Here is a 24,896-nt window from a genome sequence, read left to right as displayed (position 1 = left end):
CACCCCATGCAGTTCGGCATCTTCACCGTCGGGGACGTGACCCCCGACCCCACCGACGGTCGCACTCCGACCGAAAACGAGCGCATCAAGGCGATGGTCGCCATTGCGCTCAAGGCCGAGGAGGTCGGCCTGGACGTCTTCGCGACCGGCGAGCACCACAACCCGCCGTTCGTACCGTCGTCGCCGACCACCATGCTCGGCTACATCGCCGCCCGCACCGAGAAGCTGATCCTCTCCACGTCCACGACGCTGATCACCACCAACGACCCGGTGAAGATCGCAGAGGACTTCGCGATGCTCCAGCACCTGGCCGACGGCCGGGTCGACCTCATGCTGGGGCGCGGCAACACCGGCCCGGTGTATCCGTGGTTCGGCCAGGACATCCGCCAGGGCCTCAACCTCGCCAAGGAGAACTATGCGTTGCTGCGCCGGCTGTGGCGCGAGGACGTCGTGGACTGGGAGGGCACGTTCCGTACGCCGCTCCAGGCCTTCACCTCGACACCGCGACCCCTGGACGGCATCCCGCCCTTCGTGTGGCACGGATCCATCAGGTCCCCCGAGATCGCGGAGCAGGCCGCCTTCTACGGCGACGGCTTCTTCCACAACAACATCTTCTGGCCGGCCGACCACACCCGGCGCATGGTGCAGCTGTACCGGCGCCGGTTCGCGCACCACGGTCACGGCCGGCCGGAGGATGCCGTCGTCGGACTGGGCGGCCAGGTCTTCATGCGGAAGAACTCCCAGGACGCCGTACGGGAGTTCCGCCCCTACTTCGACAACGCGCCGGTATACGGCCACGGCCCGTCGCTGGAGGACTTCACCGAGCAGACCCCGCTGACGGTGGGCTCTCCCCAGCAGGTCATCGAGCGGACTCTGTCGTTCAGGGAGAGTGTCGGGGACTATCAGCGTCAGCTGTTCCTGATGGACCATGCGGGCCTGCCGCTGAAGACCGTCCTTGAACAGCTCGACATCCTCGGCGAAGAGGTCGTGCCCGTGCTGCGCAGGGAATTCGCGAAGGGGCGCCCGGCCGACGTGCCGCAGGCCCCGACGCACGCGTCCCTGCGAGCCGTCCGCGAGGTGTCCGCCGCGTGAAGCTGACCGTCGTGTCCGCGGGGCTGAGCACCCCCTCCTCCACCCGGCTGCTTGCCGACCGGCTGGCCGAGTCGGCCCGCGACGAACTCGCCGCCCGGGGGCAGGTGGCGTCGACCCACGTCGTGGAGCTGCGCGAGGTGGCCGGTGACATCGCCAACCACCTCGTCAGCGGATTTCCCCCGCCGCCACTGAGCGCCGCGATCGAGGCGGTGACGGCGGCCGACGGTCTGATCGTCGTGACTCCCGTGTTCGCGGCTTCCTACAGCGGTCTGTTCAAGTCCTTCTTCGACGTGATCGATCCGGACGCCGTCACGGGGAAGCCTGTCCTGATCGCGGCGACGGGCGGCACCGCCCGCCACTCGCTGGCCCTGGAGCACGCCGTGCGGCCGCTCTTCGCCTATCTCCGTGCCGTCGTCGTCCCCACCGCCGTGTTCGCGGCCTCCGAGGACTGGGGCTCGGGCGGGGACGAGTACACCGACGGCCTGCCCGGCCGCATCCGCCGGGCGGGCGCCGAACTCGCCGTGCTCATGGCGGCGCGCCCGGTCGCGGAGGAGCCCGAGGACGACGTCACCGCCCTCGAAAGGCAACTCGCCGACCTGCGCTTCGACTGAGCCGGGCCCTGGGCCGGGCGACGGCGGGACAGTTCATATGGTTCATACTGTTCCGCCGTACCGCATGAGGACCGAGGCCGTCCCGTGCGGCCCAGGCCGGCGGAGTGAGCGTGAACCAAGTGACGACGAGGACCGCTCGCGACGAGCCCGACGGCCCCCGGATACCCCTGCGCGGCAGGGACACCGAACTGGCGTTCATCGAGGCGCGGCTCGACGCGCTCGACCGGGGCGAGGGCGGGATCGTCCGTGTCGAGGGCCCCGCCGGCATCGGCAGGTCCAGGATCCTCGCCGAGGCCGCGGCGGCCGCGAGGCGGCGCGGGACGCGGGTGTTCGAGGGGGCGGCGGACCCCGACGAACAGTTCGTACCGCTGGGCCCGCTCCTCGAAGGCGTACTCGCCGACGTGGAACCGCTGTCGGGCGCTCAGCGGCTCCGGGATCTCGCCACGACACCCGGCCAGCGGTTCTGGCTGCTTCAGGAGATGGCGGACGGCCTGCGGGAGGCGGCGCGCAGGGGACCCCTGCTCGTCGTCCTCGACGACCTCCAGTGGTGCGACGACCTGACCCTTCTCACCTTCCACACCCTCGCGGCGGGCCTCTCGTCCCACCCGATCCTGTGGCTGGTCGCCGTGCGCGGCGGCAGCGTGCCGCCGGGAGTGCGCACGACCCTGGACCGGATCCGTCAGGCGGGCGCACACGAGCTGGTCCTCGGAGCGCTGGGGGACCGGGCGATCGCACAGATCACCGAGGAGGTCCTGGGCGCTACTCCTGACCCGGACCTCCTCCATCTCGCCCACCGCGCCGAGGGGGTGCCACAGCTGCTGGTCGAGCTGCTCGGCTCGCTACTGGAGGAGGCGGTGACGATCGACGACGGCACGGCCAGGCTGTCGGCCGGAGTTCCCGCCCCACGCGAACTTCCCTCTGTCGTGCGCCGCCTCGACCAACTGTCCGCTGAGGCACGGGAGTTGGTGCAGACGGCGGCGGCCGTGGGCGGCCCGGTCACCGTCGCGCTGCTGGCCGAACTGCTCGGCAGGTCCTCGGCGGCGCTCATCACAGCCGTACGGGAATCCCTCGACGCCGATCTGCTCGCCGAGAGCGGCGATCGCCTCGCATTCCGCCACGACCTGATTCGCGAGGCGGTCGAAGCCGGGCTCCCTCTGCCCCTGCGTCAGGCCCTTCGCCGTCAGGCCGCCGGGCTGCCGCCGGAAAGGGCGGCCTTTCCCGTCGGCCGTCCCGGGCCGTCGGCAGGGACAGCGGGCCCAGCGGACACCGCGGAGGCCGACCGGCTGCGCACCGCCGCGGCGGAACTCGCGGCCACCGCTCCCGGACGAGCCGCGGAAAGCAGCCTCAAGGCCCTGGAACTCACCGCCGCGGACGCGCCGGAGCGGCCGCGGGTCATCGCCGAGACGATCCCGCTGCTGTGGCAGACGGGCCGGGCCGCCCAGGCGCGTGAGCTGGGATCCTCCGCCCTGGCGGCCGGCGGTCTGGGGCCCGAGGACGAGGCACGCATCCGCCTCGCCCTGGCACGCCTGGCCGTACCGTTCGACTTCTGCGAGGCGGTGCGGCAGGCCCGCGCCGGGGCGGCACTGCCCGGGATCTCCGTGGCCGCGAGGGGACGGCTGCTCGCCATGCTCGCGGTCGGCCTGTCGATGTCGGGCGAGCACGCGGCAGCCGAGCAGATCGCCGCCCAGGCGTGGGAGAGCGCGGCGGCGGCGGGGGACCGCACCGCCGAGGCCACGCTGACGACGGTCCGCTCGGCCGTCAGTTTCCACCGCATGGACCTGACCGAGGCGTTCCGGCAGGCCGAGCGGTCCGCCGCGCTGGCCGACGCCCTGGGCGTCAGCACCTCGCTGTGGGTGCCGGAGGCCTTGTGGCACGCTCTCCTGTCGCACACCACCGGACGCACCGCGGAGGCGCTCGCCGCCACGGAGGAGGGCATCCGGATCACCCGGGAGCAGGGCCGGACGGCCGCCACCCGTATGTGGCTCATGACCCGCTCCCGCGTCCTTCTGGAAGCCGGACGGCTGACGGAGGCCCGGGCCGACGCCGAAGCCGCGTCCGAGGCGGCCGACGATCTCGGCCCGGGCAACTTCGCCGACGTCACGGGCCGGTACGTGATGATGCGCGTCGCCCTCCATACCAACGACCCGCAGACCGCCCGAGCGTACGCGGCACAGGCGCGGCGCATGCGCAGCGACGGCGCACCCGTCGTGCGGCACTTCGGCTCCTGGATGCTGGCACTGATGGCCGACTTCGAGGGCCGGCCCGACCGTGCCATGGCCGAACTCGACGAGGTGATGGCGTCGCCCGCCGCGGACCGGCCCGCCTACGCCGGTTTGATCGACCCTGCCGACGCCCCGGTGCTCGTCCGTCTGGCGCTGCGCACCGGCGCGCACGAACGGGCCGCGCAGGCGGTCGCCCTGGCCGAGCGGCGCGCGGTGCTCAACCCCGACCTCACCTTCCTCGCCGCCACTGCCGCGCACGCCCGCGGACTCCTCGACAACGACCTCGCCCCTCTCGTACGCGCCGTGCGGCTGTACGAGGACTGCCCTCGGGTGCTGGCCCGGGCCTCGGCGCTGGAGGACGCCGGACGCAAGCTGGCGGCCACCCGCAGCTCCGAAGCGGTGCCGTACTTCGACACAGCGCTCACGCTGTATGTGCGAGCGGGCGCCGAGCGGGACGTCGCACGTGTGCGCCGGCGGCTGCGGGCCGCCGGTGTCCGCCGTCGGCCCTCGACGGCCGAACTCGACGGCGCATGGCCCGAGTTGACGGTCGCGGAGATACGGGTCGTACGGCTCGTGACCCGGGGGCTGACCAACCGACAGGCGGCCGAACACCTCTCCCTGTCACCGCACACGGTGAGTTCGCACCTGCGCCGGGCCTTCACCAAGCTCGACGTCACCTCGCGCCTGGAGCTGACCCGGCTGGCCATACATCGCGACAGCGGAGAGTAGCCGCTTCGTATCCCACGAGGGTGCCGTGGCAATGCACGATTCATGTGATGTGCCGCCGTCGCCACTTCCTCAAACTGATCAAGAACTGCGGAACGGAGAAGTCCGCAGAAACCCTTGGTCGAAAGAGGAACAGCGCATGACCGCACGGCTCGAACGAGCCCGCCCTGGCAGCCCCGAGCTCCAGGCGCTTGTCGACGAGCTCGCGGAGCGGCTCGGCCGGTCCGTCGCCGTCGACGACCCGTTGGTCCGTATGATCTGCACGAGCCGCCACTTCGGCGACGAGGACCCGGTACGCATCACCACCCTGTTGCAGGGCCGCGCCGACAACGCCGCCATCCGCCACGTCCTCGCCCAGGGCGTGACCCAGTGGTCCAGGCCCGGTTTCATCGACGGCCGTGACGACCTCGGACTGCTTCCCCGTTACGTCGCGCCGCTGCGCCGGCGCGGGCATCTCCTCGGGCTGCTCGTGGTGGTCGCGCCCGAGAAGACGCTGCGGGAGCACGAGACCGCTGCCATCGCCCAAGCCGCGGATGCCATGGCCGCCCAAATGTACGGAGAGCACATCGCCGCCGACAACCGGAAGACGGACGAGCGGGAGCTGGCCCTCGCACTCGTCGGCGCCGATGTCGCCGCACGTACCACCGCGCGCCGGCGCGGCAAGGAAGTCGGGCTGCTCGGGGCGGCGGAGCACGTCCTGGTCACCGTCGTCCAGCTGAGCTGTGCCACCGAGCTCGTGCGGCACTCCGAGGCCGCGTTGTGGGCGGCGTTGGAGGGGTTGCGCCAGACACGTTCCGCTCAGGGGCTCATCGCCATCGGCAAGGAGCGGGCGATACTGCTCCAACTCCGGGACCGTCCGCCGGGCTTGGGCGAGGTCGCCGCCCAGTCCGCCCGCATCCTCGACGAACTGCGCACCTTCCTGGACCCGTCGGCGGATCCCGTGATCGGCGTCGGCGGCCGCCACACAGGCCTGGAGGACGCATGGACATCGTACGAACAGGCTCTCGTGGCGGCCCGCGCCGCCCGCCGACTGCCCTCCCTGAACAGCATTGGTGACTGGGAACTCCTGGGAGAGCTCGCCGTCCTGCTGCAACTCCCCGAGCACGCCCTGAACATGTCCCTGGTACCGAAGTCGCTCCGCACCCTGAGCGAGGCCCATGGCGGCGACCGCCTGCGGGACACCCTGCGTTGCTTCCTCGAACACGCGGGCTCGATCCCCAGGACCGCGGAGACGCTGGGCATCCATCGCACCTCGCTCTACTACCGCCTGCGCCAGATCCAGGAGATCACCGGACTCGACCTCGACGACGGCGCCCACCGGCTCACCCTGCACCTCGGCCTGCGGATCGAGGAACTCCTCGCCCCGGGTGACGGCAGGGCCGCCTGAGCGCGTCCCTGCTTCGACAAAACGAGGAGGATCCACGTCCCGATTCCTACAGCTCGCGGTGGTGCGGGCGGCGGGCCCCATTCGATGATGTCCGGGATGGCGGGACCGACATACCGCCTCTGACCAGGGGAGAGGTCATGAAAGAACTGATCACGACGGACGGCGCACGGCTCGCCTACCAGGACACCGGCGGCGACGGCGTTCCGCTGGTGATGCTGCACGGCTGGGGGCAGACGCAGGCGATGTTCCGCCACCAGATCGAGGGGCTGGCGCCCGGCCGTCGCGTCGTCACCGTCGACTTCCGCGGCCACGGGAAGTCAGGCAAACCGCGGCACGGCTACCGCATCGCCCGGCTCTCACGCGATGTGCTCGAACTCGTCGACCACCTCGGCCTGGCCCGTTTCGACGCACTGGGCTGGTCCATGGGCGTCTCGGTGTGGTGGAGCTTCATCGACCAGTACGGGACCGGGCGGATCCGGCGCTTCGTCGCCGTCGACCAGCCCGCGGCGGTCGCCGCCGTGCCCTGGATGACCGAGCGGGAACAGCGCGACTGCGGCGCCATCTTCGACGTGTCGGGGCTGTTGTACCTGGGCGCGGCACTCGCGGGGCCGGAGGGCGACACGGTCCTCGCCGACTTCGTGCGCGGTATGTTCTCCGGCGAACCCGACCCCGAGGTGCTGGCCTTCGTGGCCGAGGAGGTCAGGTCGACACCCGCCTACGCGGGCGTACCGCTGCTGTTCGACCACTGCGCGCAGGACTGGCGTGACGTGCTTGCCCGGATCGATGTACCGGCCCTGGTGATCGGCTGTGAGGGAAGCCATGTGCACCCCGATTCGCAGCGTTTCGTCGCCGAGCGGATTCCCGGCGCACGCCTGCACGTCTTCGCCTCCGACGTGGCGAGTTCGCACTTCCCCTTCCTGGAGAATCCACCGGCCTTCAACGCGGTGGTGGAGAAGTTCCTGGCCGAGGAACCGGCGACGGGGGTGTGAATCCCCCTTTGCTCCGCACGAACCTAAGGCTAGGAATCCCCATGACTCTCACCCTGATGTCACCTGCCCCCGAACGGGTGCCCAGACAGGCATCCGAAGCGAACTCGCCCTCCTCCCGCTCGGGGTGGCTGGTCCAGATGCTTTCCGAAATGCCGGCCACCGACAACCACGGCAACACCGACGACCACAGCCACGTCTACCTCGGCGTCCACGTCCGTGGGTCCGTCACGGTCGTCCGCGAGCGTGCCACGACCCTGCTGGAGCCGAACGACCTGGTCTTCTGCGACCCGGCCCGGCAGCACCTGCTGCGGTTCGGCGAGGACTGCCAGATGATCTTCTTCCGAGTGCCCCGCTGCTATCTGGGCGTGACGGAGGCGGAACTGAAGCAGGTGCTCGGTGTACCCGTACGCGGCGGAGAGGGGATCGGGGCGCTGGCGTCCGACTTCCTGACCGCGCTCGCCGCCAAGGCGGAGTTCCGTCGGTCCACCATCGGGGACCGGCGTGCCCGGACGGCCGTCCACCTGCTCTCCGTCCTGGTCATGGAGCTCCTGGAAACGGACGCGACGGACGAGGCCGACGATGCGTCGGGGGCGGGCAACGAGATGCTGTCGCGCATTCACGCCTACATCGAAGAACACCTGATGGACCCGGATCTGTCACCGGAGTCGATCGCCCGCGCCCACCACATCTCCGTGCGGTACCTGCAGAAACTGTTCCAGAACGACGGCAGCACGGTGAGCCAGTGGGTACGCCGGCGCAGGCTCGAATTCTGCCGGTTCGAGCTGGGCCGCTCCCACCGGAGGGTCACCATGGCGGCGGTGGCGCACCGCTGGGGCTTCAGCAGCCCCTCGCACTTCAGCCGTACGTTCCGCGGCGCCTACGGCATGAGCCCCAGCCAATGGCAGGCGCTGGCGACCTCTGCCTTCGCACCGGCCGATGCCGGTGCCCAGGACGGGGGAAGGCGCTGAGACGCGTGTGCGCGGTCATGACAGCGCGGTTGCGTGCAGGGTCAAGTGGTGCCGCTTGCACGCCTCTACCGTGAGTAACAGTCGCACGGACTTCTCGCTGGTTTCCGGGCCGCGCCCTGGCCGTGGTGACGATGTCCCACATGGTGGCCCGACAGGGAGAAGAGAGCTCGCATGACCCACCCCACCGTTGTTCTTGTGCACGGTGCCTTCGCCGACGCGACAGGCTGGATAGGCGTCATCTCGGAACTGCGCAGCAGCGGCATCCCGGTGATCGCTCCGTCGAACCCGCTGCGGGGTCTGACGTCGGACGCCGCCTACCTCGCCTCCGTCCTGGCGCAGGTCGAGGGTCCGGCCCTCCTCGTCGGCCACTCGTACGGCGGCGCTCTGATCACCGTGGCCGGGATGGCGGAGAACGTCGTGGGGCTCGTCTACGTGGCCGCCTACGTGCCCCACGAGGGCGAGAGCCTGGGCGAACTCCAGGGCAGCTTCCCCGAGTCCCCGCTGACGGGCAGCCTGAAGAAGTGGACGTACCCGCTCCTGGACGGTGACTTCGGGGTCGAGGTCACCATCGAGGAGGTGGCCTATCCCGGCGTCTTCGCGGCGGACGTGCCCGAGGACGTGGCCGGTATCCTGGCGGCGGCCCAACGCCCCATCGCCACAACCGCGTTCACCGAGGGCGCGTCAGCGGCGGCGTGGCGCACGAAACCGTCCTGGGCCCTGGTGGCCGGGGCGGACCGCGCGATCAGCCCCGAGGTCCAGCGCTTCGGTGCCGCGCGGGCGGGAGCCGTCGTCGTGGAGCTTCCACAGGCCTCCCATGCCGTCGTCCTGTCCGAGCCCGCACGGGTCGCCGCCCTGATCAGAGATGCCGTACGGGCGACGAGCTGATCGAGCTGCCTCCGGGGCGACCGGGGATGGGAGCTCGTCGGGGGTGCACCACCCCTGGGCCGGGTCAGCCCGAAATACACCGGAGGGCCAATCCCGCCCCGCCGCCGGTCGCAGCCGCCTCCACTGGTGCCGCTCTTCCTGGTTGGTGAGGGAGAGGCCCGAGTGGCCGTCGATGTCGGTGGCTTCGGTCCAGCCGATTTGCAGGTCTTCCCGACCGCCGCAGACAGGCCACGTGCTCCGCTACGGAGTCTGTCCGCGATGCGACGTCGGCCGCCCCTGGACGAGAGGGCCCAGGTGTGTCGTCGGGGCTGACCATGGCCTCGTGCGACTGGAGGTGGCTGGAGCCGCGGTTGCTGGAACAGGCCGAACTGACGGTCGTCGGTGAGTCTGCCCTTCTGGTGCTGGGGCAGCGATTCGGGGCCGGGTGATTGGTCGGCGTTCGCTTGCCGCGTTGGCGGAGACGACCTGCAAAGGCCGGTTAACGCGGGGCCCTGGGCCCGTTGCGCGCGTAGGGTGAGGGAGCGGGAATGGCGAGGCCGCGCGGGCAAGGCGAAGAGGGCAGCGTCCTGGCGCGGGTGTTGAACGCATGTCGCGTGCTGCGCAGGCGGTCTGAACGGCCGCCGCCGGGGCAATGGGCCTCGCCGGCGGCGGCCGCCAGCGCGAGGGCGGCGTGGCTCCCCTCCAACGCTGTCCTCGCACCAGTCGTCCTCACCGGCCCTGCCGGGATGAAGCGGGAGTTCGTCCCGGGGCTCGAACAGGCGGAGAGGACGGGGCTGGAGCCGTGTCATGCCGGTGGTGCGGCTCCAGCCGTCTCTCAGGCCCGGGGTCATGGGGCCAGGCACAGGGGGCGGCCACCGGCGGGGGCCGGCGGCGGGCAACTCCCCTCACTGGCAGAGTAGAACAAGACTCAGGGTGAGAACACCGGCACTCTGGGCTTTGAGACAGCGGCCGGGCGGAGCCGGGTGGCCGGGAGTGCCGGGCCCCTGCGGAGGCTGGACCGGCGGCGATGTGTCGATCGGCCGGGGGTTTGTCCGTCAGCAGGGCTTTCCGGACGAGTCGGCGGAGCATGAGACTCTCGGACCAGCGCTCGTCGAACGAGAAGTCCGGAGCATGGTCAACTCCCCACGACGCAGCAGCCCGCCCACTCTCGCGACCGCCGTGCCGGCGACGCCGCAGCGCCTTGGTCGGCGCTCCCGCGCGGGCCGGGGGCTTCACTCCCATCCATGTGGGGAAATCGGGCCATGGTCTTGACCGTGCCACCGACAACGCCTCAAGGCTCCGGACGAGGTCATGTGACAGCAGCCCGGAGAAAATGGCTCGAAGAGGTTCAACACCCAGACTCGGGGACAGCCACGGTGGCGTTCTGCAACGCGACCGAATCCCACCCAGCGATGGCGCGTTTTCGGAGCACTTCTGCAACATGTAGCCCATGTAGTGACGCCGGACCCGTGCCGCACATCGCGCGGAGGTCGCTCGGCTGGAGAGGTTTACGTGGAACCCGTCCGGGTGGCCGCCGCTGCGCTGTCCGTCGGTCAGCGGGTGGGGTCCGTGAGCGAGTTATCGGCGCGTCCCTCGACTACCTCGCGCGCCACGTCGCTCACCAGTCGCCGGTGTGAGCGCGCGTGATTGCGCAGCCGGACGAACGCCTCGTCCATGGTCGTGGACAAACGTGTCGCGAGGACACCCTTCGCCTGTTCGATGATCACGCGGCTGGTCAGGGCGAGTTCCAGCTGGGAGGTGAGGGTGCGGCTGTGGTCGGCTTCACGCGCGCGCTGCAGAGTGACGGCGGTGAAGTCCGCCAGCGACTGCCCGAGCGCCAGCATGTCTGCGGAGACGATGCTCTGACCTGACAGGAGGACCAGTGCGCCGATGGTCCGGGTGTGCTCCCGCAGGGGCAGGGCCACAACGCTCCGGTAGCCGAGCCCCAGGGCCCGTGGGGCATAGTGCGGCCAGCGTTGCGTGGCGGGGCGCCCGGCGAGGGGTGCCTGAGCGGGCGCCGTACGTGCGCGGCGGCAGTCGTGGCCGGGGCCCTCGCGCCAGCCGGCGGCATCGTGTTCCAGTCGGTGCACCTCGGGTTCGGAGCCCGCCACCTGTACTGGTTCGTGTTCAGCGGGGGTGTACACCACTGCTGCGGCGCGAGCGCCGAGCAGGGCCGGGCTTCGCGCGGCGAGGATCGTGAGGGTCCTGGAAATGCCCAGTGGGCTGTCCGTCGTGCTGCCCGCCAGGGCTACGAACACGTCGGCCAGCCGCTGTTCCGGCGTCATGACAACCTTTCCTCAGTGGGGTTCTCGGTCGCCGCGCACGATCCCCTGCGCGATCAGCTCGGTGGACATGTCCTCGGCGTAGGCCTGGGCCTTGATGAGCGCCAGCGCGTCGGCGATGCGGCAGCCTGTTCTGGCAGACAGGGCGCCCACGGCCTGCTGGACGACATCTCGGTGGTCGGTTTCGCCGTAGAGCTCCGGGTCGGCGTCGGGACCGAGGAGAACGATGCGTGTGAGGGCGTCGGCGACTTCGGCGAGGCGATCGGGGTCGGCGAGGCCGGGCCGCGGGTCGAATACCGCCAGTGCCCCGAAACAGCTGTGCGCTGTGTCCAGGGGAACTGCGGCCACCGAGGCGATCCCCAGAGAGGTGATGGAGGCGCCGTAAGCGGGCCACCGGGTCTCGATCGCCTGCCCCGAGGCGAGCACCGGGCGACGGCCCGACACCGCATCCCGGGACGGGCCCTCGTCGAGCATGTACTCCAGATCCTGGGCTGCTCGGGCCGATTCGTCGGACACCGCGACCGCGAGCTGGTTCTGGCCTGCGTCGACGAGGGTGAGCGCCACGCCGCTGGCGCCGCATTCCTCCGCGACACCGGTCATGAACAGAGGGCGGGTGCCGTTTCCTCGGTCCCATTCCGCCGCTCGGCGGGCGAACGCCTCCTGGAGCCTGGCCGAGGAGCGATGGCACGCGGCTGATCGGCGCTGCGTTGCCGCGATCAGCATGTGGAATTCGTTCCCGGGCTCCGCCGCCAGGAGTTCGTTGCGCTCGGCCGCCGCATCGGCCCGGTCCGCCCGCTCGGTCGCCAGGGCGGCGCGACGTCGAGCGACGATGGCCAGGCCGACAGGTTCTTCGCGAGCCTGCGGGTTCATGCTCGTAGCCTACGCCTCGGGCTCAGTCCGAGCTCTCGCTTCGGCTTTCCTCCATCAGCAGAACGACCCCTCCGTTGTGGCCGTCGAACGGGGAGCAGAAGACGTCGCACGTGATGGGCCGACCGATGCGGCTCAGGGCCTGCACCCCGACCGGTCCGGAACGCTCACGGGAGTCCAGGCAGCTCTGGACGACAGGCTGGAGAAGGCTGGTGGGCAGCCCGAAGTCCAGCCCGAAGAACTGCTTGTCCAGTACCTCGTCCGTGCGCAGCCCCCACATGTCGACGGCGCCCCGGTTCCAGCCCTTGACCTTGAGGTCACTGTCCAGGACCACCACACCCGCGGCGATGCTGGTGAGGACGGCCTGCAGAAATGCCCTGGCCTCGTCCAGCTCCTCGGTGCGGATGCGCATCTCCTCGTTCATGGTTTCCAGCTCTTCGTTGCCGGACTGAAGTTCTTCGTTGGTCGTCTCCAGTTCCTCGTTGGTGGACTGGAGTTCTTCATTTGTCGTCTCCAGCTCCTCGATGCTGGACTGGAGTTCCTCGTTGGTGGTTTCCAGTTCCTCGTTGGTCGACTGGAGTTCTTCGTAAGCCGTTTCCAGCTCCTCGCGCACCCGCTTGACCTCGGCCTTCAGCTGTGTGGCCACAGTCACGTCGGTGAAGGAGATGGTGGTGGCGACGTGCAGACCGCTGGGGCCGGACAGCGGCTGGATGAGGATGTCGAAGTACTGGAGTTCCTCGCCCACCCTGCGCTCGACCCTGTTGACCCGAAGGGTCCGGCGCTCGTGCATGGACTGATCGATCAGGGAGCGGAGCTCGACCGGCCGATAGGAGATCTCCAGATCCTGGAACGGGCGGCCGACGTCGGTGGGGGCCAAGGTGAACTGGATCCTCGCCTGACTGTTGATGACCACGACGATTCCATCGCCGTCGATGGTGATCGACGGGGTCGGGCCCGCGTCGAGCACCAGGTCGCGCAGCTGGCGGTTGCGCGCCACCGAGTGCAGTTCGACGCCCGTCCCAGCTCTGATCTTCAACGGGGCGGGGTGGTACGGGAGCCCGGAGTCGCCCGCGCGTCGCCGGAAGATCCGTTGCCGCATGTTGACCACTTCGAACCGGTCGGTGTCGTTCAGCAGCATCTCGGCCTTGCCGAGGAAGAGGAACGCGCCCTGGCGCAGGGCGAAGTGGAAGCGGTCGACGATCTGCCTCTGTGCCTCCACGTTGAAGTACATCAGGGCGTTGCGGCAGACCAGCAGGTCGAGCCGGGAGATCGGGGCGTCACGGGTGATGTCGTGGCGTCCGAAGATGACCCGGCGGCGCAGGTCGGAGCGGAAGCTGAACTGTGAGCCGTTCTGCTCGAAGTACTTCTCGCGCAGATCCGAGGCGAGCGGCTCCAGGGACTTCGCCATGTAGAGGCCTGACCGGGCCTGGCGCAGTGCCTCCTCGTCGATGTCCGTGGCGTAGATCTTGACGCGGCGCAGGCACTCCTCGGTGCCGAGTGCCTCCGCGAACATGATGGCCAGCGAGTAGGCCTCCTCGCCGCTGGAGCAGCCGGCGCTCCAGACCCTTATCTCCTGGTCGGGGGCGGTGTCCGCGAGCAGTTCGGGGACCACTTCGCGCTGGAGGTAGGTCCAGGCTTCCGGGTCGCGGAAGAAGGAGGTGACATTGATGAGGATCGTGTTGAAGAGGGCGTCGAATTCATCGGCGCTGGTTTCGAGGCGATCCTCGTAGTCCTTGTAGGAGTGGATGCCGACGTCGGCCATCCGCTTGTGGATGCGGCGGCTCAGGGTCGAGCGCTTGTAGCCGGTGAAGTCGAAGCCGCGGGCTTCCCTGATGAAGACGAGCAGTTCCTCCAGCGCCTCTTCGCTTCCAGCCGACTTCGGTTCTTCCATCACTGCCTCTTAGCCTCGACAAGTCCGCGGATGACGGCGGGGATCTCGTCAAGAGGTAGCACGAAGTCGACTGCTCCCGTATCCACGGCGGCCTGCGGCATCCCCTTGAACTCCGCTGTCACCGGGTCCTGGGCGATCACAGTGCCACCGCGCGACTTGACGGCGTCCACCCCCATGGCACCGTCGCTGCCGGTACCGGTGAGCACGCAGGCGATGACCTGTGGTCCGTACGCTCCGGCGGCCGATTCGAAGAGCAGATCGGCGGAGGGGCGTACGAAGTGGACGAGCTCCGTGGTGGACAACGACAGGGATCCGTCGGAGCCGATGAGGAGATGCCGGTCGGGAGGGGCGATGTAGACGGTTCCGGGAAGCGCGTACTCGTCCGCCTCCGCGAGCTTGACCGGAAGGGCGGTGCGGCGGGAGAGGACGTCGGCGATCACGGTCCTGTGGCGTGGGTCGAGGTGCTGGACCACCAGCAAGGGCACTGAGAGGTCGGGGCCGAGCCCGCCCAGGACCGTGCTGAGTCCCTGGATGCCGCCGGCTGACGAGGCGATGGCGACGAGGGCGTAATGGTCTGCGGAAGACTGTTCTGCCGTCACGTGGAGGGAGCCTAGCGGAGCGTTCACGAGGGCGTGAGTAGGCGAAGCGCGGGGCGGACAGACGCGGGGTTTGCGGCAGCGATCCAGAACGGATGAGGGCGGCCTGATTCCGCCTGCCAGGAAGCACTGACTCTGCTTGCTCCATCGCTTGTGTCAAGCCATCTGGTCGAATATCAGCCTGAAGAGTGAACATCTCTTGCGAGAACCGTTTCTTCGTTCCCCAGGACACTCATCCTCGTCGTACAGTCCGTTTTTTCGTCACCCGTGCTCCCGGTGACCGTGGGACCCAATCGTCGTCCGCCGCAGGATCGAGGCGGGCAGTTCGCTGAACTCACGGTGATGCCACCATGCCCAGGGACACCTCGTCGCCTACCCCACTCGTCCGCACCTACCGCACCCAGGGGCGCACGGTGGTCGAACTCCACGGTGAGATCGACATCGCCACCGCCTTTCACATCGCTCCGGAACTGGCCGCGGCGACGGACAGCGAGGCCCCGGCGGTAGTGATCGATCTGAGCCCCGTCGAGTTCTTCGACTGCTCCGGGCTGCGGCTGCTGTCTCTGGCTCATCGGCGTGTCGAAGCCCGTGGAGGGCTCCTGACAGTCGTCTGTCCGCACGCTCTGATCCAGAAGATGCTTCGTATTGTGGGGTTCACCGAGGCTTTCCTCATAGCGGTCACGCTGGACGAGGCGCTCGGAGGATGTACGCCCGTGAGCGGGGCCCTCGAACCGGGGTGACCCGTCCCAGCGGCTGATCCGCTGATGGCCCGCAGCGCCCCTCCCGCCACCCCGGACAAGCCGTCGCTTCTGTGTCCAGCAGTTGCGCCCCACCCATCGGTCAACACCTGTCACTGAGGGTCTACGCCGGTGGCGATCTCTTCCGGTCGCGAGCGGCCCGGAGTGTGGCGGTGTGGTGGGGCAGGGGACGGGGCTGCTGGTGGCCTCTGCCTAGTCACTCCTCGGTCGGCTGCTCTACACAGCCAGGCCGAAGGCGAGTCATCAAGCGCGGGGGAACGGGCAGACAGCAGGGGCCGTGAGCCGTTCATCGCGTTTCCGTGAGGTGTGCAGCTCATGGGCTCGGGCCGGTGAGGTCGCATGGTCCGCTCGGTGTGCGTTCGCCGGTCGAGGTGCGGCGGGAGCGGCGCGGGGAGTGACAGACGGCCTTCGCCGGAGCACGCTGGCCGCCCGGCATCGGGGGAGCGGATACGTCGATGGGATGCGGTCCTGTCGTCTGCAACCTCCCCCCGCACGGTGGAGGAGGGAAGTCATGCCGTCGTCGACTGGCGCGAGGGAGGAGCAGCCCGCCCCGGAGCGCGGCAGCATGGCCTCCTGGCGCCGTGACCCGCTGGCGTACCTGGGTGCGGAGTTCGACGGAACGCGGGATGTCTGGCGCTCCGCGACCGGGCGTCTGTGTGTGGTCGGCCCGGAGGCCGCACGTGACGTGATGGGGAACCGGCAGGGCATGTACGTGGAGACCTCGGACTTCTTCCACACCCGTACCGGGGTCTTCGGCCCGCGAGGCGCGCAGGTCGACATCGGGCGCGGCGCACGCGCGCTGATGCGCCGTCGGCTCGATGCCGCTCGGACCGAGCTGCCCCACCTGGTCAGGGATCGGCTGGCGCCGGTCAGTAGGTGGCCGGACGCCGGCAACCTCTTGGTCCGCGAGCACCTGGCGGATGTGCTGTTGTGCCGGGAGGCCCCGGCGCCGCTGCGGCAGGCAGTCGACGACGTGGTGGACCGTGCGGTGCTCGCGGGCGCGCGCGGGCGTCATTCGGCGGTCTCGCGGCTCGTGTTCCGCCGGAGGGTCATGCGGGTGCTGGCCTTGGAGATCCGGGCGCGCCGTGCGGCGCGTGCGGGCGATCCACGTGACCTGTTGGACGTGGTCGTCTCCGGGGGCGGCCCGTCGGCGCCGCCGGGCGATCTGGCCGAGGTCTATCTGTCGTTCCTGTTCGCCACGGTGGGCTCGGTGGGCTTCGCGCTGGGGTGGGCGGTCTACCTCGTCGGTATGCACCCCGGCACCGAGAGCGCGGAACCGGAGTGGATCGTCCGGGAGGCGATGCGGCTGTGGCCGGTGGCATGGCTGTTCACCCGTAAGGCAAGCGATGCGCACGATCTGGCCGGGGTCGCAGCAAGTCCGCACGACGACGTGGACGTGTGCTCCTATCTGATGCACCGCCACCCGCTGTACTGGGAGCGTCCCGACGAGTTCGTGCCGCGCCGGTGGGCGGCGCCCCCGCGCGATCCGGCGTTCATGCCCTTCGGATACGGACCGCACACCTGCGCCGGCGCGACAGTGACGATGGCACTGCTGGAAGACCTGGTCCGTGTCATCACCCGCAGCTGGCGCCTGTCGGTCACAGCAGCGGGGAGCGGTCCCCATCTGGGCCCCGCGCTGGCTCCGCCGCGCTTCACCGCGCAGCTGAGTGACCGCGTCGATTCGCCTGGGGGGAGGTGAACAGCATGAGGAAGCTCTACCGCTCTGCCAAGTCGGCCCTCAACATCCGGTCCGGCTACGGCGGGGTCTATCACTTCTGGTACCTCTACCACCACATCTGATCCATCGGGGTGCGGGAGGTCGCCTGCGAGGGCGGCTTCCCGCGCGGCGCGAGAGGCGACACCGTGACCACTCCGCACCATCCCACCGACTTCCTGCACGACCTGCGTACCCGCAGCGCAGCCGAAGGCGGAGTCTTCTGGATCAACGACAACCTGCTCGCCGTCTTCGAGCCGGACGCGGCACGCAAGGTCAGCGCCGCGAACTGGCAGGGCCTCCTCATGAGCGACCGCTTCGTCGACATGATCCGGCGCCGCCGCAGCACGCCGGTGCCATGGTCCCGCGTGCGCGCCGAGTGGCGCACCCAGCTGCACACACTCGCCACCGCCGAGCACCACGCAGGCCTGATCACTCGGATGCAGCGGACCATCGACGGGCACCTAGGCGACGACATCGATCTGGTCCTGCTCGCACAGGATGCCGCCGTACAGGCCCTGCTGCCCGTCGCGCTGTCGGGTCTCACCGCGCGCGAGAGCGCGTCGATCGTCCAGGACCTCGACCAGAAGCTGAAGCGGTTGATAGACCGTTCCCCCGGGAGCGGGCTGAGGCATCAACTTCACTTCGCTGCCGTGCAGTTCCGCGCGGGCCTCGTCGTACGGCGGGTGCTGCGTGAGCGTGCCATGGGGCGCCGTGTACGGGAGTGCGACCTCGCCGATCCGTTCGTCGACCTGCTGCCGGTACTCGGCATGGACCGTGCGCTCGACGTGGTCACCGCGGTGCTCACGGCAATCGGCGGACCGCCCGGCGCGGCGGCCGCGAGCGTGCTGTACGAACTCGCCCGCCAGCCGAAGTGGGCCCAACAACTCACCGTCGAACTCAGGGAGGTCGATCCGGACGAGTTCTGCGCCGCCCCGGCGAAGGCAGCGCCGCTCACCCACCGTTTCGTCAAGGAAGTGCTGCGTATGTGGAGTCCGCCGCTGCTGCTCATGCGGCACGCCCGGACTTCGTTCGACCTCGGCAATACCACGCTGGAGGAGGGGCGTGGCTATGTACTGAGCCCGCATATGATTCATCGCGATCACCGGTTCTGGCGCGACGCGGACGCCTTCGATCCGGACCGTTTCCTGCCCGGCGCCCCGCACGGCCCCCTCGGTAGGGGTTGCTATGTGCCCTTCGGCTGGGCGCCCAAGAAGTGCATCGGTGCCGATATCGGCACCGTCCAACTGATGGCGCTGTGCTACCTGATGTGCACGCGCTACCACCTCTTCGTGCCCGACGTCGAGCGCGTGACCATGGCGTATCGCTTCGCGCCCGTGCCCCAGAAGTTCCACGGACAGCTCACCCTTCGCTGAACCGGACAGGGGCCTGTTTGTTCCCCGGCGGCGGTGGCGGCGACGTTATTGTCGGAAACAGGTCTGCTGGGCATCGCGTGATGGCCGCGTGCGATCCGTGCGCTGGCGTCCGGTCAGTACATCACGGTGTGGGACACGACTCGCTGGTAGCCGTTGCCAGGGTCGTCGGCTGGCCGCGATGCCGGTCACCAAAGAGGGACCCCCGTGCGCTTCGTACGCCACCTCGACTGCACTGACACTGGCCACAGTTGCTGTCTGCCCCCAGCAGTTTTCGACGGCCTACGCTGGGCGGGGTGAGCGGTATCAGCGGACGACGCCGGGCCCTGCCGGCGCGCCCTGGAGGAAGCCGACGGGCGGACCCATATGCGGCCTGGGCCGACCAAGCCCCTGCCACGCCCGTCGGCGACCTCGCGATCGGGATCGGCGCGATGATCCTGCTGAATACGTAAGACCGTCGAACGAGCCATCAACAGGCTCACACGCGCCGAGCTGTCGCCGCCCGATATGGCAAGCGGCGACTGCGTCTGGCTCGGCACCACCGCAGCAACCCTCCTGATGGGTCTCCGTACGTGCTTCATCCATCCGGCAACGGTCGTACTACCGGCGCAACGTGCGCGATCGACTTCAGAGAGGCTCTGCGGTGGTGCCCGTATCGAAGGGGTCAGTACCCGGAGTTGACGTTGTCGATGGAGCCGTAGGTGTGAGCGGCGTAGTTGCAGGCGGCGGCGATGTTGGCCACCGGGTCGAAGATGTCCCACGCCGTGCCCGCGACGTGGAACCTTCGGAACGTGGGATCGATGACCTGGAGCAACCCCTTGGAGGGGGTGCCGGCGCGGGCGTTGGAGTCCCAGTTGTTGACGGCCCGGGGGTTGCCGCCGGACTCACGCTTGATGTTTCGCAGGATGCCGGCGTAGGAGCCGGGGATGTGCTTGGCCTTCATGATGGCCAGAGCCCTGCCGATCCACTGGTCCATGGTGGGGGAGGACACCTGCGCCTTGCTCGCGGGGCGAGGGGCCGCGGTTGCGGGGGAAGCGGTGGTCAGGGTGAGTGCCGCCGTCGCGGCGATGGCGACGGTGCCGGCTGCGGACATGACGCGCAGGCGGGCAGGCAGGCAGGTCAGGGCAGACGTGAAAGCAGGCATGACGGGGGTACCTTCCAGCATGAGGTGGATGAACAACGGCCTCGACTCAAACCTCGTCAGATGCACGGAGGTTGGTCCAGAGAAACCGTGTGCGCACATGGTGAACAACCCTGAACGGTGCTGGCAAGGGCGCGCGGATTTTCGTGCTCCGCGGCAACCCTCTTCAGGGGCAGTGGAGTTCCAGGAGAGGTATAGGTGTAGCCCTGCTACCGCGAGCCGTAGGCGTTCCCCGCCATATGAGGTGGCTCATACCGTCGGCCGACGCGTTCACGGGATACGCCACGATCACACCATGGCTGTGAGACAAAGAGGTTGGTGGATGAGGTTGGTTGTTCCGTCCACCGACAAACACCCTCGATAGGTAACTTCGTGCTCCCGGTAGGGAAATCGAGCGGGGGTGTCCTCGACGAGCCACCGACGCACAGACCGACGAGATGACTCCGTCGCTCTTGCCCGCAGGCGGGCTCCCGGGTGGCCCGCCAGGCACGGCCGATCTGTGTCAACAGCCCATGCGGCAGAGGGGTGTATCGGCTGTGCGGGGTGGCCAATCCCGCGATCTGCTCGACGAACGTCACCGCCAGGCAGAGGGGGTTCGCACGATGGAAACGGCGCACACATACCTCGATCACGACACCGGCCCACCCGCCGCGATGTCACGCAGTCTGCGGTGGCAATCAAACGGGGACGGGGGGCTGTTGGCCGTTGAGTAGGCGGTGCCGAGGCGGGTGATGGTGTGGAGAACGGTGTTGCGGTTGCGGTGGCTGTGGATCAGGGTGGCTTCGCGGAGGGCGGTGAGGTGGCGGCTGGCGTTGGGGGGTGTGGTGTGGGCGCGGTGGGCCAGTTGCTGAGTGGTGGCCATGCCGTCCGCCGCCGCGTACAGAAGCTGTGTCCTGGTGGTGCCGAGCAGCGTGGTGAGCGACCTCGTCTGTTCCGCGGGGAGGGTGGGCAGAGCCCAGTCGGGGTCGTGGTCGATGGGGTAGACAAGTACGGGCGGCAGTCGCGGGTCGGCGAGGCTGGTGACGTTGTAGCGGCAGAAAAATGACGGCTGCAGGACCAGGCCGCGACCTTGGAGATGCATCTCTTGGTCGACGGGGTAGTCGAGTTCCAGCACTGGATAGCTCCAGCGCGCTGAGTGGTGCAGGGTGTGGAACAGGGCTTCCCAGCCGCCGCGTGCGAGCAGCGCGGCGCGCCGTGCCCGGCTCGTACCGCACCAGATGGTTTTTGGGCTTCCACCTCCCGGCAGGGGGGCGGCCTGCTGACCGGCGAGATTGCGTGCAGGCCCACACAGGTTCCGGTCGGCGGGGGCGCCGGTCCACACTGGGCAGCGAGGAGCCGGTGAGAACGTGATCGGACCAGGTGAACCGGCGAGCCGGTGCCTTCGGCACGCCGGGCCAGGCGCCGTCGTGGGCGCAGAGGCGGTCCGTTCCCGTCACGTCCGCCGCGCACCGGTCGGATACGCCCGCCGATCAACCACCCCGCCGCCTCCCGAAAGGCAACAGCTGCCAAGTCACCTGCCCTGAACGGGGCTTCTCGCCCCCGAGCAGTCGGCTCCGTAAGACCTTCGGAGGTTGACGTATGGGCCTTCAGACCAGGGCGGCTTCAAGGAGCACCTCCGCGGCAATGGTGCGGGCGTAGAGAACGGAACGGCCAACGCGGTGGGCGCTGACCAGACCCGCGTTGCGCAGTGCGGTGAGGTATTGGGATACCCCGGCTGGAGAGAGTCCGGTTCGGTGGGCAAGTTCGGTGGTGGAGGCCGGGGTCTCCAACTCGGTCAGCAGCAGTGTGCGTGAGCGGCCGAGGACGGGGGTGAGGGCACTGACACCGTTGGCAGGCCGGGTCTCCCAGAGTGTGCCGACGCCACGTGCCGGATAGGCGAGTTGCGGCGGGTCCGGCAGCCGTACCTGGGTGCGCAGGCCGGGTCCGGTGAACGCGGACGGGATCAGGAGCAGTCCCGCGCCGGCGGAGTGGCGTGGCATGTTTCGCTTGCGGTGGAGCAGTCGGAGTGTGTTGTCGTCCCAGCTCACCGAGGTATGCAGGTCGTTGAAGAGGTGGCCCGCGCCGTGTTCGGCGACTGTGCGAGCCCGATGGAAGATGTCAGCGTCCAGTACGGCCCTGATCCGTGCCCAGTATGGGGCGAGCGCCAATTCCCAGTACGTTTCGAGCTCTTGCGTGACCTTGGCCAGGCGGGAGGCCGGGTCGGCGCGAAGGCTCGATAGCCGGGGGCCCAGATGCCCTTGGTGGCGGGCGAGGTGGTCAAGGTCGTGACGTACCCGGTCGGCGGGAGAGGCCAAGATCGCATCCCACTCTGCCGTCGGCGTGGGGGCTGGTCCCGTGGGGGCCGGGGTGAGGAAGTCGGGCACGTATCCGGAGGGTCCGACCAGCTCGGCAAGCCATCCGCGGTCCAGGCCGGCGGCCAGCAGGCGGGGCCGCACTTGCTCGACCCAGGGCCGGTGGACCGGGTGCGCGGCGGCCGCCGTCAGCAGCCGGAAGCTGGGCGCGACCTCCCACATCGGCGAGATGGCGAACCGCACCTGCGCGAGATCGTTCGCCGAGAACGCCAGCTCCGCCACGACAACCACCCCTCAATGGATTCATGTATACGTTAATCAATGGCCTCTCAGGGTACTGGGCGTCGATCATCACGCCATGACTTCACAGACGATCACTGCCGCGGCGTCGGGCACCTGGAAGCTCGGCGACCGCACCGTCAACCGGATCGGGTTCGGCGCGATGCGCCTGCCCCAGCACGGCGAGGCGTTCGCGCCCGACGCCGTCCCGCGCGACCGCGACCAAGCGGTCAAGGTGTTGCGCCGGGCGGTCGAGCTCGGCGTGAACCACATCGACACCGCGGCGTTCTACTTCTCGTCGCTGCGCTCCGCCAACGAGCTGATCAACCGTGCTCTGACGCCCTACCCGGACGATCTCGTGATCGCCACCAAGGTCGGCCCCGGCCGCGATCCCTCGGGTGCTTGGCTGCCGCACGCCACCCCCGAACAACTGCGCGGCCAGGTCGAGGAGAATCTGCGCCAGCTCGGGCGCGACCACCTCGATGTGGTCAACCTGCGCATCGTCGGCACCGATTCCATCGCCGAACGCTTCGGCGCGCTCGCCGAACTGCGCGACGCCGGACTCATCCGCCACCTGGGCCTGTCCAACATCCGTCCCCACCACCTCGCCGAGGCCCAGGCCATCGCGCCGGTTGTCTGCGTCCAGAACATGTACGGCATCGGCAGCTCAGCCCAGCAGGAGGAACTCCTGCGCCTCTGCGGTGAACAACGCGTCGCCTTCGTGCCGTTCTACTCGATCGCCGGCAGCGGACGAACCGCAGGCGCGCCCGCCGACGACAGCAGCACGGTGCGGGCCGTCGCCCGCGCTCGCGGGGTGAGCACCGCCGAGGTCCGGCTGGCGTGGACGCTGCACCGCGGCCCGCACGTCCTGCCCATTCCCGGCACCGGCGACCTCGACCACCTTGCCCAGAACGTGGCGGCCGGCTCTCTGCGCCTGTCCGAGGAGGAACTGGCCGCCCTGGAGTCCGGCAACCCCGATGACGGCGCGGTCCACTTCTCCTGATCTGCCTGCCGTGCCCGTTGCCGCCGCCTGCCCGGAGCCGACCACTTTTACAAAAGCCCTACATGGGTGGGCCGTTGACGCCACACTGTGCTTCTCTGCGAGCAGTGGGGGTTGAAGTGGCAGAGACGACACCGGACAGAACGGATCAGTCCGAGGGAGAGAGCGGCGAGGACCCACCACAAGCCGGACATGCCAAGCGGATGAAGACCTGGGTGGCCGCCGCCGTCGCAGCTGGACTGACAGCAGGCGTGAGTGGTGAGGCTGAGGGCGTCTTCTCCTCCATGGTGAGTCACGTGAAGGCTTGGTTCGTTTCACCCGCGGTGGACGAGGGCGTTCCGTTCACGGCCGAGGCAACGGTTGTGGACCCTTGGGATGTATGTGTGGGCGGCGGCGGGAAGGTGTTTCTGAAGTCCCCGTCCCTGACGGCGGTCACACAGGAGTTCGGAAAACGCTGGAGCGGCAGCGATCCCAACTACTGGAAGACGTCTACCTTCGATACCCGCTACGAGGCGAAGCCGGCCAACTATACGATCGTGAATCTGCTGATTCAGGGCAAGTCGTCGAAGGCGGTCGTTATCGAACGCATTACCGTGAAGCCGGTATCCGTCAAGGATGCCCCTAAGGGGTTGCGTCTTCGCACAGTTGGAGAATGCGGCGATGCGAATACGAGCCGTTTCCTGGTCGACCTGGATACTGAGCGGCCACAGCTCAAGTTCAGGGACGGTAAGGATGACGACGGAAAACGGCGCGTCAGCAGCTTCCCGTACAAGGTCACCAGTGACGACCCGGAGACAGCGGTAATTGTCCCGATGACGAACGAGCACGACTACCGCTTCAAGTTCGTCATCGAATGGAAGAGTGGAGCAGAGTCGGGCGAGCTGGAAGTCGGTGACGGGGGGCGGGGCGACGACCCGTTCGAAGTCGTGTCCGGCTCGGCGTCGAAGCAGTACACCCTCAATCAGGATCTGAAGCCGCGGCCCACACAGGAGCCGAAGGTCACGGACCCCTTCGCCGAGATCGACGCTCAGGGACAGTAGGAGTGATCGGAATGAACTCAGCGCGGGTTCGCAGTGGTTCATTGGTCGCCCTGGCGGGGGTACTGGCCGCTGTCATCGGAGCCTTCGGTTACAGGTGGCTGCACGAGGGAACCCATGCATCTCCGGCCAGGGCAACCACGACTCCCACCACGTCCCACCCACAGCCATCACAGCCTGGGACGCTGTCCTCGGTCAACCTGCACACTGTGGACTGGCCGTCTTCGACGATTCCGGGGTCTCTCTGCCGGTCCCCCAAATCGATTCGCCTGCACGACGGCACGGCTACCAATGTGCCGTCCGACTTCGACGGCCCGGAGGAGGATATGCCGCAGGACGTGGCCGCCTACGTCGAGAAGATCGCTTATGGCGACATCACCGGGGATGGCCACGACGAGGCAGCACTACCGGTCCTGTGCGCGAACCACAATGCGACGGCAGCGGGGCAAAGGGCCATGGGTGTCATGGTCTTCGATGGTTCAACGGGCCGGTTGGAATTGCTCGGGACACTCACAAGCAGTCAGCCCCGTCTCGGAGAACCGCCGAACTTCCTGGAGGTCAAGGAAATGACTCCTGGGAAAGTCATCGTTCTCGACACCTACTACCAGCAAGGCGACGCCAACTGCTGCCCGTCCGGGCAAGCCACAGAAAGCTGGACCTACCGCAACGGCAGGCTGACGCCGGAGGTTCCTGCGGCCGGCTGACGCCATGTTGCGAGTTGGCGGTGATCACGGACGAGAGGCCCGGGAGCTTGACGGCCATCAGCCGATCGGAACTCCGCACGGGGCTGGAGCTGCCATGGGAGATG

At 68.8% G+C, this 24,896-nt stretch carries 20 protein-coding genes; 13 read left to right on the top strand and 7 right to left on the bottom strand.

From position 1 onward, the window contains the following. Window positions 1-6: 6 nt before the first annotated feature. From BX283_RS02860 to BX283_RS02830, 7 genes are all read left to right on the top strand, one after another. Window positions 7-1,092, top strand: coding sequence for an LLM class flavin-dependent oxidoreductase (locus BX283_RS02860; protein ID WP_101386085.1), 1,086 nt, complete (start codon window positions 7-9; stop codon window positions 1,090-1,092). Beyond that, window positions 1,089-1,703, top strand: a complete 615-nt coding sequence (locus BX283_RS02855; RefSeq protein WP_101386084.1) for an FMN reductase — start codon at window positions 1,089-1,091, stop codon at window positions 1,701-1,703. Before BX283_RS02860 ends, BX283_RS02855 begins: the two co-directional genes overlap by 4 nt. A gap of 119 nt (window positions 1,704-1,822) precedes the next feature. Beyond that, window positions 1,823-4,654 carry a helix-turn-helix transcriptional regulator gene (locus BX283_RS02850; RefSeq protein WP_257581801.1) on the top strand — a complete coding sequence of 944 codons (2,832 nt, stop codon included), beginning with the start codon at window positions 1,823-1,825 and terminating at the stop codon, window positions 4,652-4,654. Between the two features lie 136 nt (window positions 4,655-4,790). After that, window positions 4,791-6,038 carry a CdaR family transcriptional regulator gene (locus BX283_RS02845; protein ID WP_101386082.1) on the top strand — a complete coding sequence of 416 codons (1,248 nt, stop codon included), beginning with the start codon at window positions 4,791-4,793 and terminating at the stop codon, window positions 6,036-6,038. A 137-nt stretch (window positions 6,039-6,175) separates the two neighbouring features. Next, a complete protein-coding gene (locus BX283_RS02840; RefSeq protein ID WP_101386081.1) occupies window positions 6,176-7,027 on the top strand; it encodes an alpha/beta fold hydrolase in 852 nt (283 codons plus the stop codon). 149 nt (window positions 7,028-7,176) lie between these two features. After that, window positions 7,177-7,995, top strand: a complete 819-nt coding sequence (locus tag BX283_RS02835) for a helix-turn-helix domain-containing protein (protein WP_257581798.1) — start codon at window positions 7,177-7,179, stop codon at window positions 7,993-7,995. Between the two features lie 171 nt (window positions 7,996-8,166). Next, a complete protein-coding gene (locus BX283_RS02830; protein ID WP_101386079.1) occupies window positions 8,167-8,880 on the top strand; it encodes an alpha/beta fold hydrolase in 714 nt (237 codons plus the stop codon). Between the two features lie 1,532 nt (window positions 8,881-10,412). Here BX283_RS02830 and BX283_RS02825 read toward each other — a convergent pair. Genes BX283_RS02825 through BX283_RS02810 form a run of 4 tightly spaced genes read right to left on the bottom strand, consistent with a single transcriptional unit; the run spans window position 10,413 to window position 14,498 of the window. Next, window positions 10,413-11,144, bottom strand: a complete 732-nt coding sequence (locus tag BX283_RS02825; protein ID WP_101386078.1) for a GAF and ANTAR domain-containing protein — start codon at window positions 11,142-11,144, stop codon at window positions 10,413-10,415. Between the two features lie 12 nt (window positions 11,145-11,156). After that, window positions 11,157-12,011, bottom strand: coding sequence for a GAF domain-containing protein (locus tag BX283_RS02820; RefSeq protein WP_101386077.1), 855 nt, complete (start codon window positions 12,009-12,011; stop codon window positions 11,157-11,159). 22 nt (window positions 12,012-12,033) lie between these two features. Continuing rightward, the gene (locus BX283_RS02815; protein ID WP_101386076.1) at window positions 12,034-13,899 is read right to left on the bottom strand and encodes a CheR family methyltransferase; all 1,866 of its coding nucleotides are present in this window, start codon (window positions 13,897-13,899) and stop codon (window positions 12,034-12,036) included. After that, entirely contained in the window at window positions 13,899-14,498 is a 600-nt protein-coding gene (locus BX283_RS02810) for a chemotaxis protein CheB (RefSeq protein ID WP_101386075.1), read from the bottom strand. The genes BX283_RS02815 and BX283_RS02810 overlap by 1 nt, the downstream gene beginning before the upstream one ends. 347 nt (window positions 14,499-14,845) lie before the next feature. Between BX283_RS02810 and BX283_RS02805 the strand changes: the two genes are divergently transcribed. The 3 genes from BX283_RS02805 to BX283_RS02795 all read left to right on the top strand — a co-directional run bounded on the left by BX283_RS02805 (window position 14,846) and on the right by BX283_RS02795 (window position 18,343). Continuing rightward, on the top strand, window positions 14,846-15,235 hold the full coding sequence (locus tag BX283_RS02805; protein ID WP_101386074.1) for an STAS domain-containing protein: 390 nt from the start codon (window positions 14,846-14,848) through the stop codon (window positions 15,233-15,235). 529 nt (window positions 15,236-15,764) lie between these two features. Further along, entirely contained in the window at window positions 15,765-16,952 is a 1,188-nt protein-coding gene (locus BX283_RS02800; RefSeq protein ID WP_218976498.1) for a cytochrome P450, read from the top strand. A gap of 164 nt (window positions 16,953-17,116) precedes the next feature. Then, window positions 17,117-18,343 carry a cytochrome P450 gene (locus BX283_RS02795; RefSeq protein ID WP_101392092.1) on the top strand — a complete coding sequence of 409 codons (1,227 nt, stop codon included), beginning with the start codon at window positions 17,117-17,119 and terminating at the stop codon, window positions 18,341-18,343. 661 nt (window positions 18,344-19,004) lie between these two features. Here the strand turns inward: BX283_RS02795 and BX283_RS02790 are convergent. From BX283_RS02790 to BX283_RS02780, 3 genes are all read right to left on the bottom strand, one after another. Further along, window positions 19,005-19,484 (bottom strand): transglycosylase SLT domain-containing protein, encoded by a 480-nt coding sequence (locus BX283_RS02790; RefSeq protein WP_101392091.1) that lies wholly within the window; start codon window positions 19,482-19,484, stop codon window positions 19,005-19,007. Window positions 19,485-20,109: 625 nt separating this feature from the next. Next, window positions 20,110-20,595 (bottom strand): ArsR family transcriptional regulator, encoded by a 486-nt coding sequence (locus BX283_RS02785; RefSeq protein WP_101386072.1) that lies wholly within the window; start codon window positions 20,593-20,595, stop codon window positions 20,110-20,112. Window positions 20,596-21,067: 472 nt separating this feature from the next. After that, window positions 21,068-22,054 carry an ArsR/SmtB family transcription factor gene (locus tag BX283_RS02780; RefSeq protein WP_373979099.1) on the bottom strand — a complete coding sequence of 329 codons (987 nt, stop codon included), beginning with the start codon at window positions 22,052-22,054 and terminating at the stop codon, window positions 21,068-21,070. A gap of 76 nt (window positions 22,055-22,130) precedes the next feature. On the opposite strand from BX283_RS02780, the gene BX283_RS02775 reads away from it, so the two are divergent. From BX283_RS02775 to BX283_RS02765, 3 genes are all read left to right on the top strand, one after another. Then, entirely contained in the window at window positions 22,131-23,054 is a 924-nt protein-coding gene (locus BX283_RS02775; RefSeq protein ID WP_101386071.1) for an oxidoreductase, read from the top strand. Between the two features lie 116 nt (window positions 23,055-23,170). Then, window positions 23,171-24,091, top strand: coding sequence for a hypothetical protein (locus tag BX283_RS02770; protein ID WP_143676361.1), 921 nt, complete (start codon window positions 23,171-23,173; stop codon window positions 24,089-24,091). Window positions 24,092-24,297: 206 nt separating this feature from the next. Beyond that, the gene (locus BX283_RS02765; protein ID WP_143676360.1) at window positions 24,298-24,792 is read left to right on the top strand and encodes a hypothetical protein; all 495 of its coding nucleotides are present in this window, start codon (window positions 24,298-24,300) and stop codon (window positions 24,790-24,792) included. Window positions 24,793-24,896: the final 104 nt, after the last annotated feature.

Origin of the sequence: Streptomyces sp. TLI_146 (assembly GCF_002846415.1) — a bacterium.
In the GTDB taxonomy this organism is placed as follows: domain Bacteria; phylum Actinomycetota; class Actinomycetes; order Streptomycetales; family Streptomycetaceae; genus Streptomyces.
Note: the sequence above shows the minus strand (reverse complement) of the source record. Positions and strands in the feature narration are given on the sequence as shown.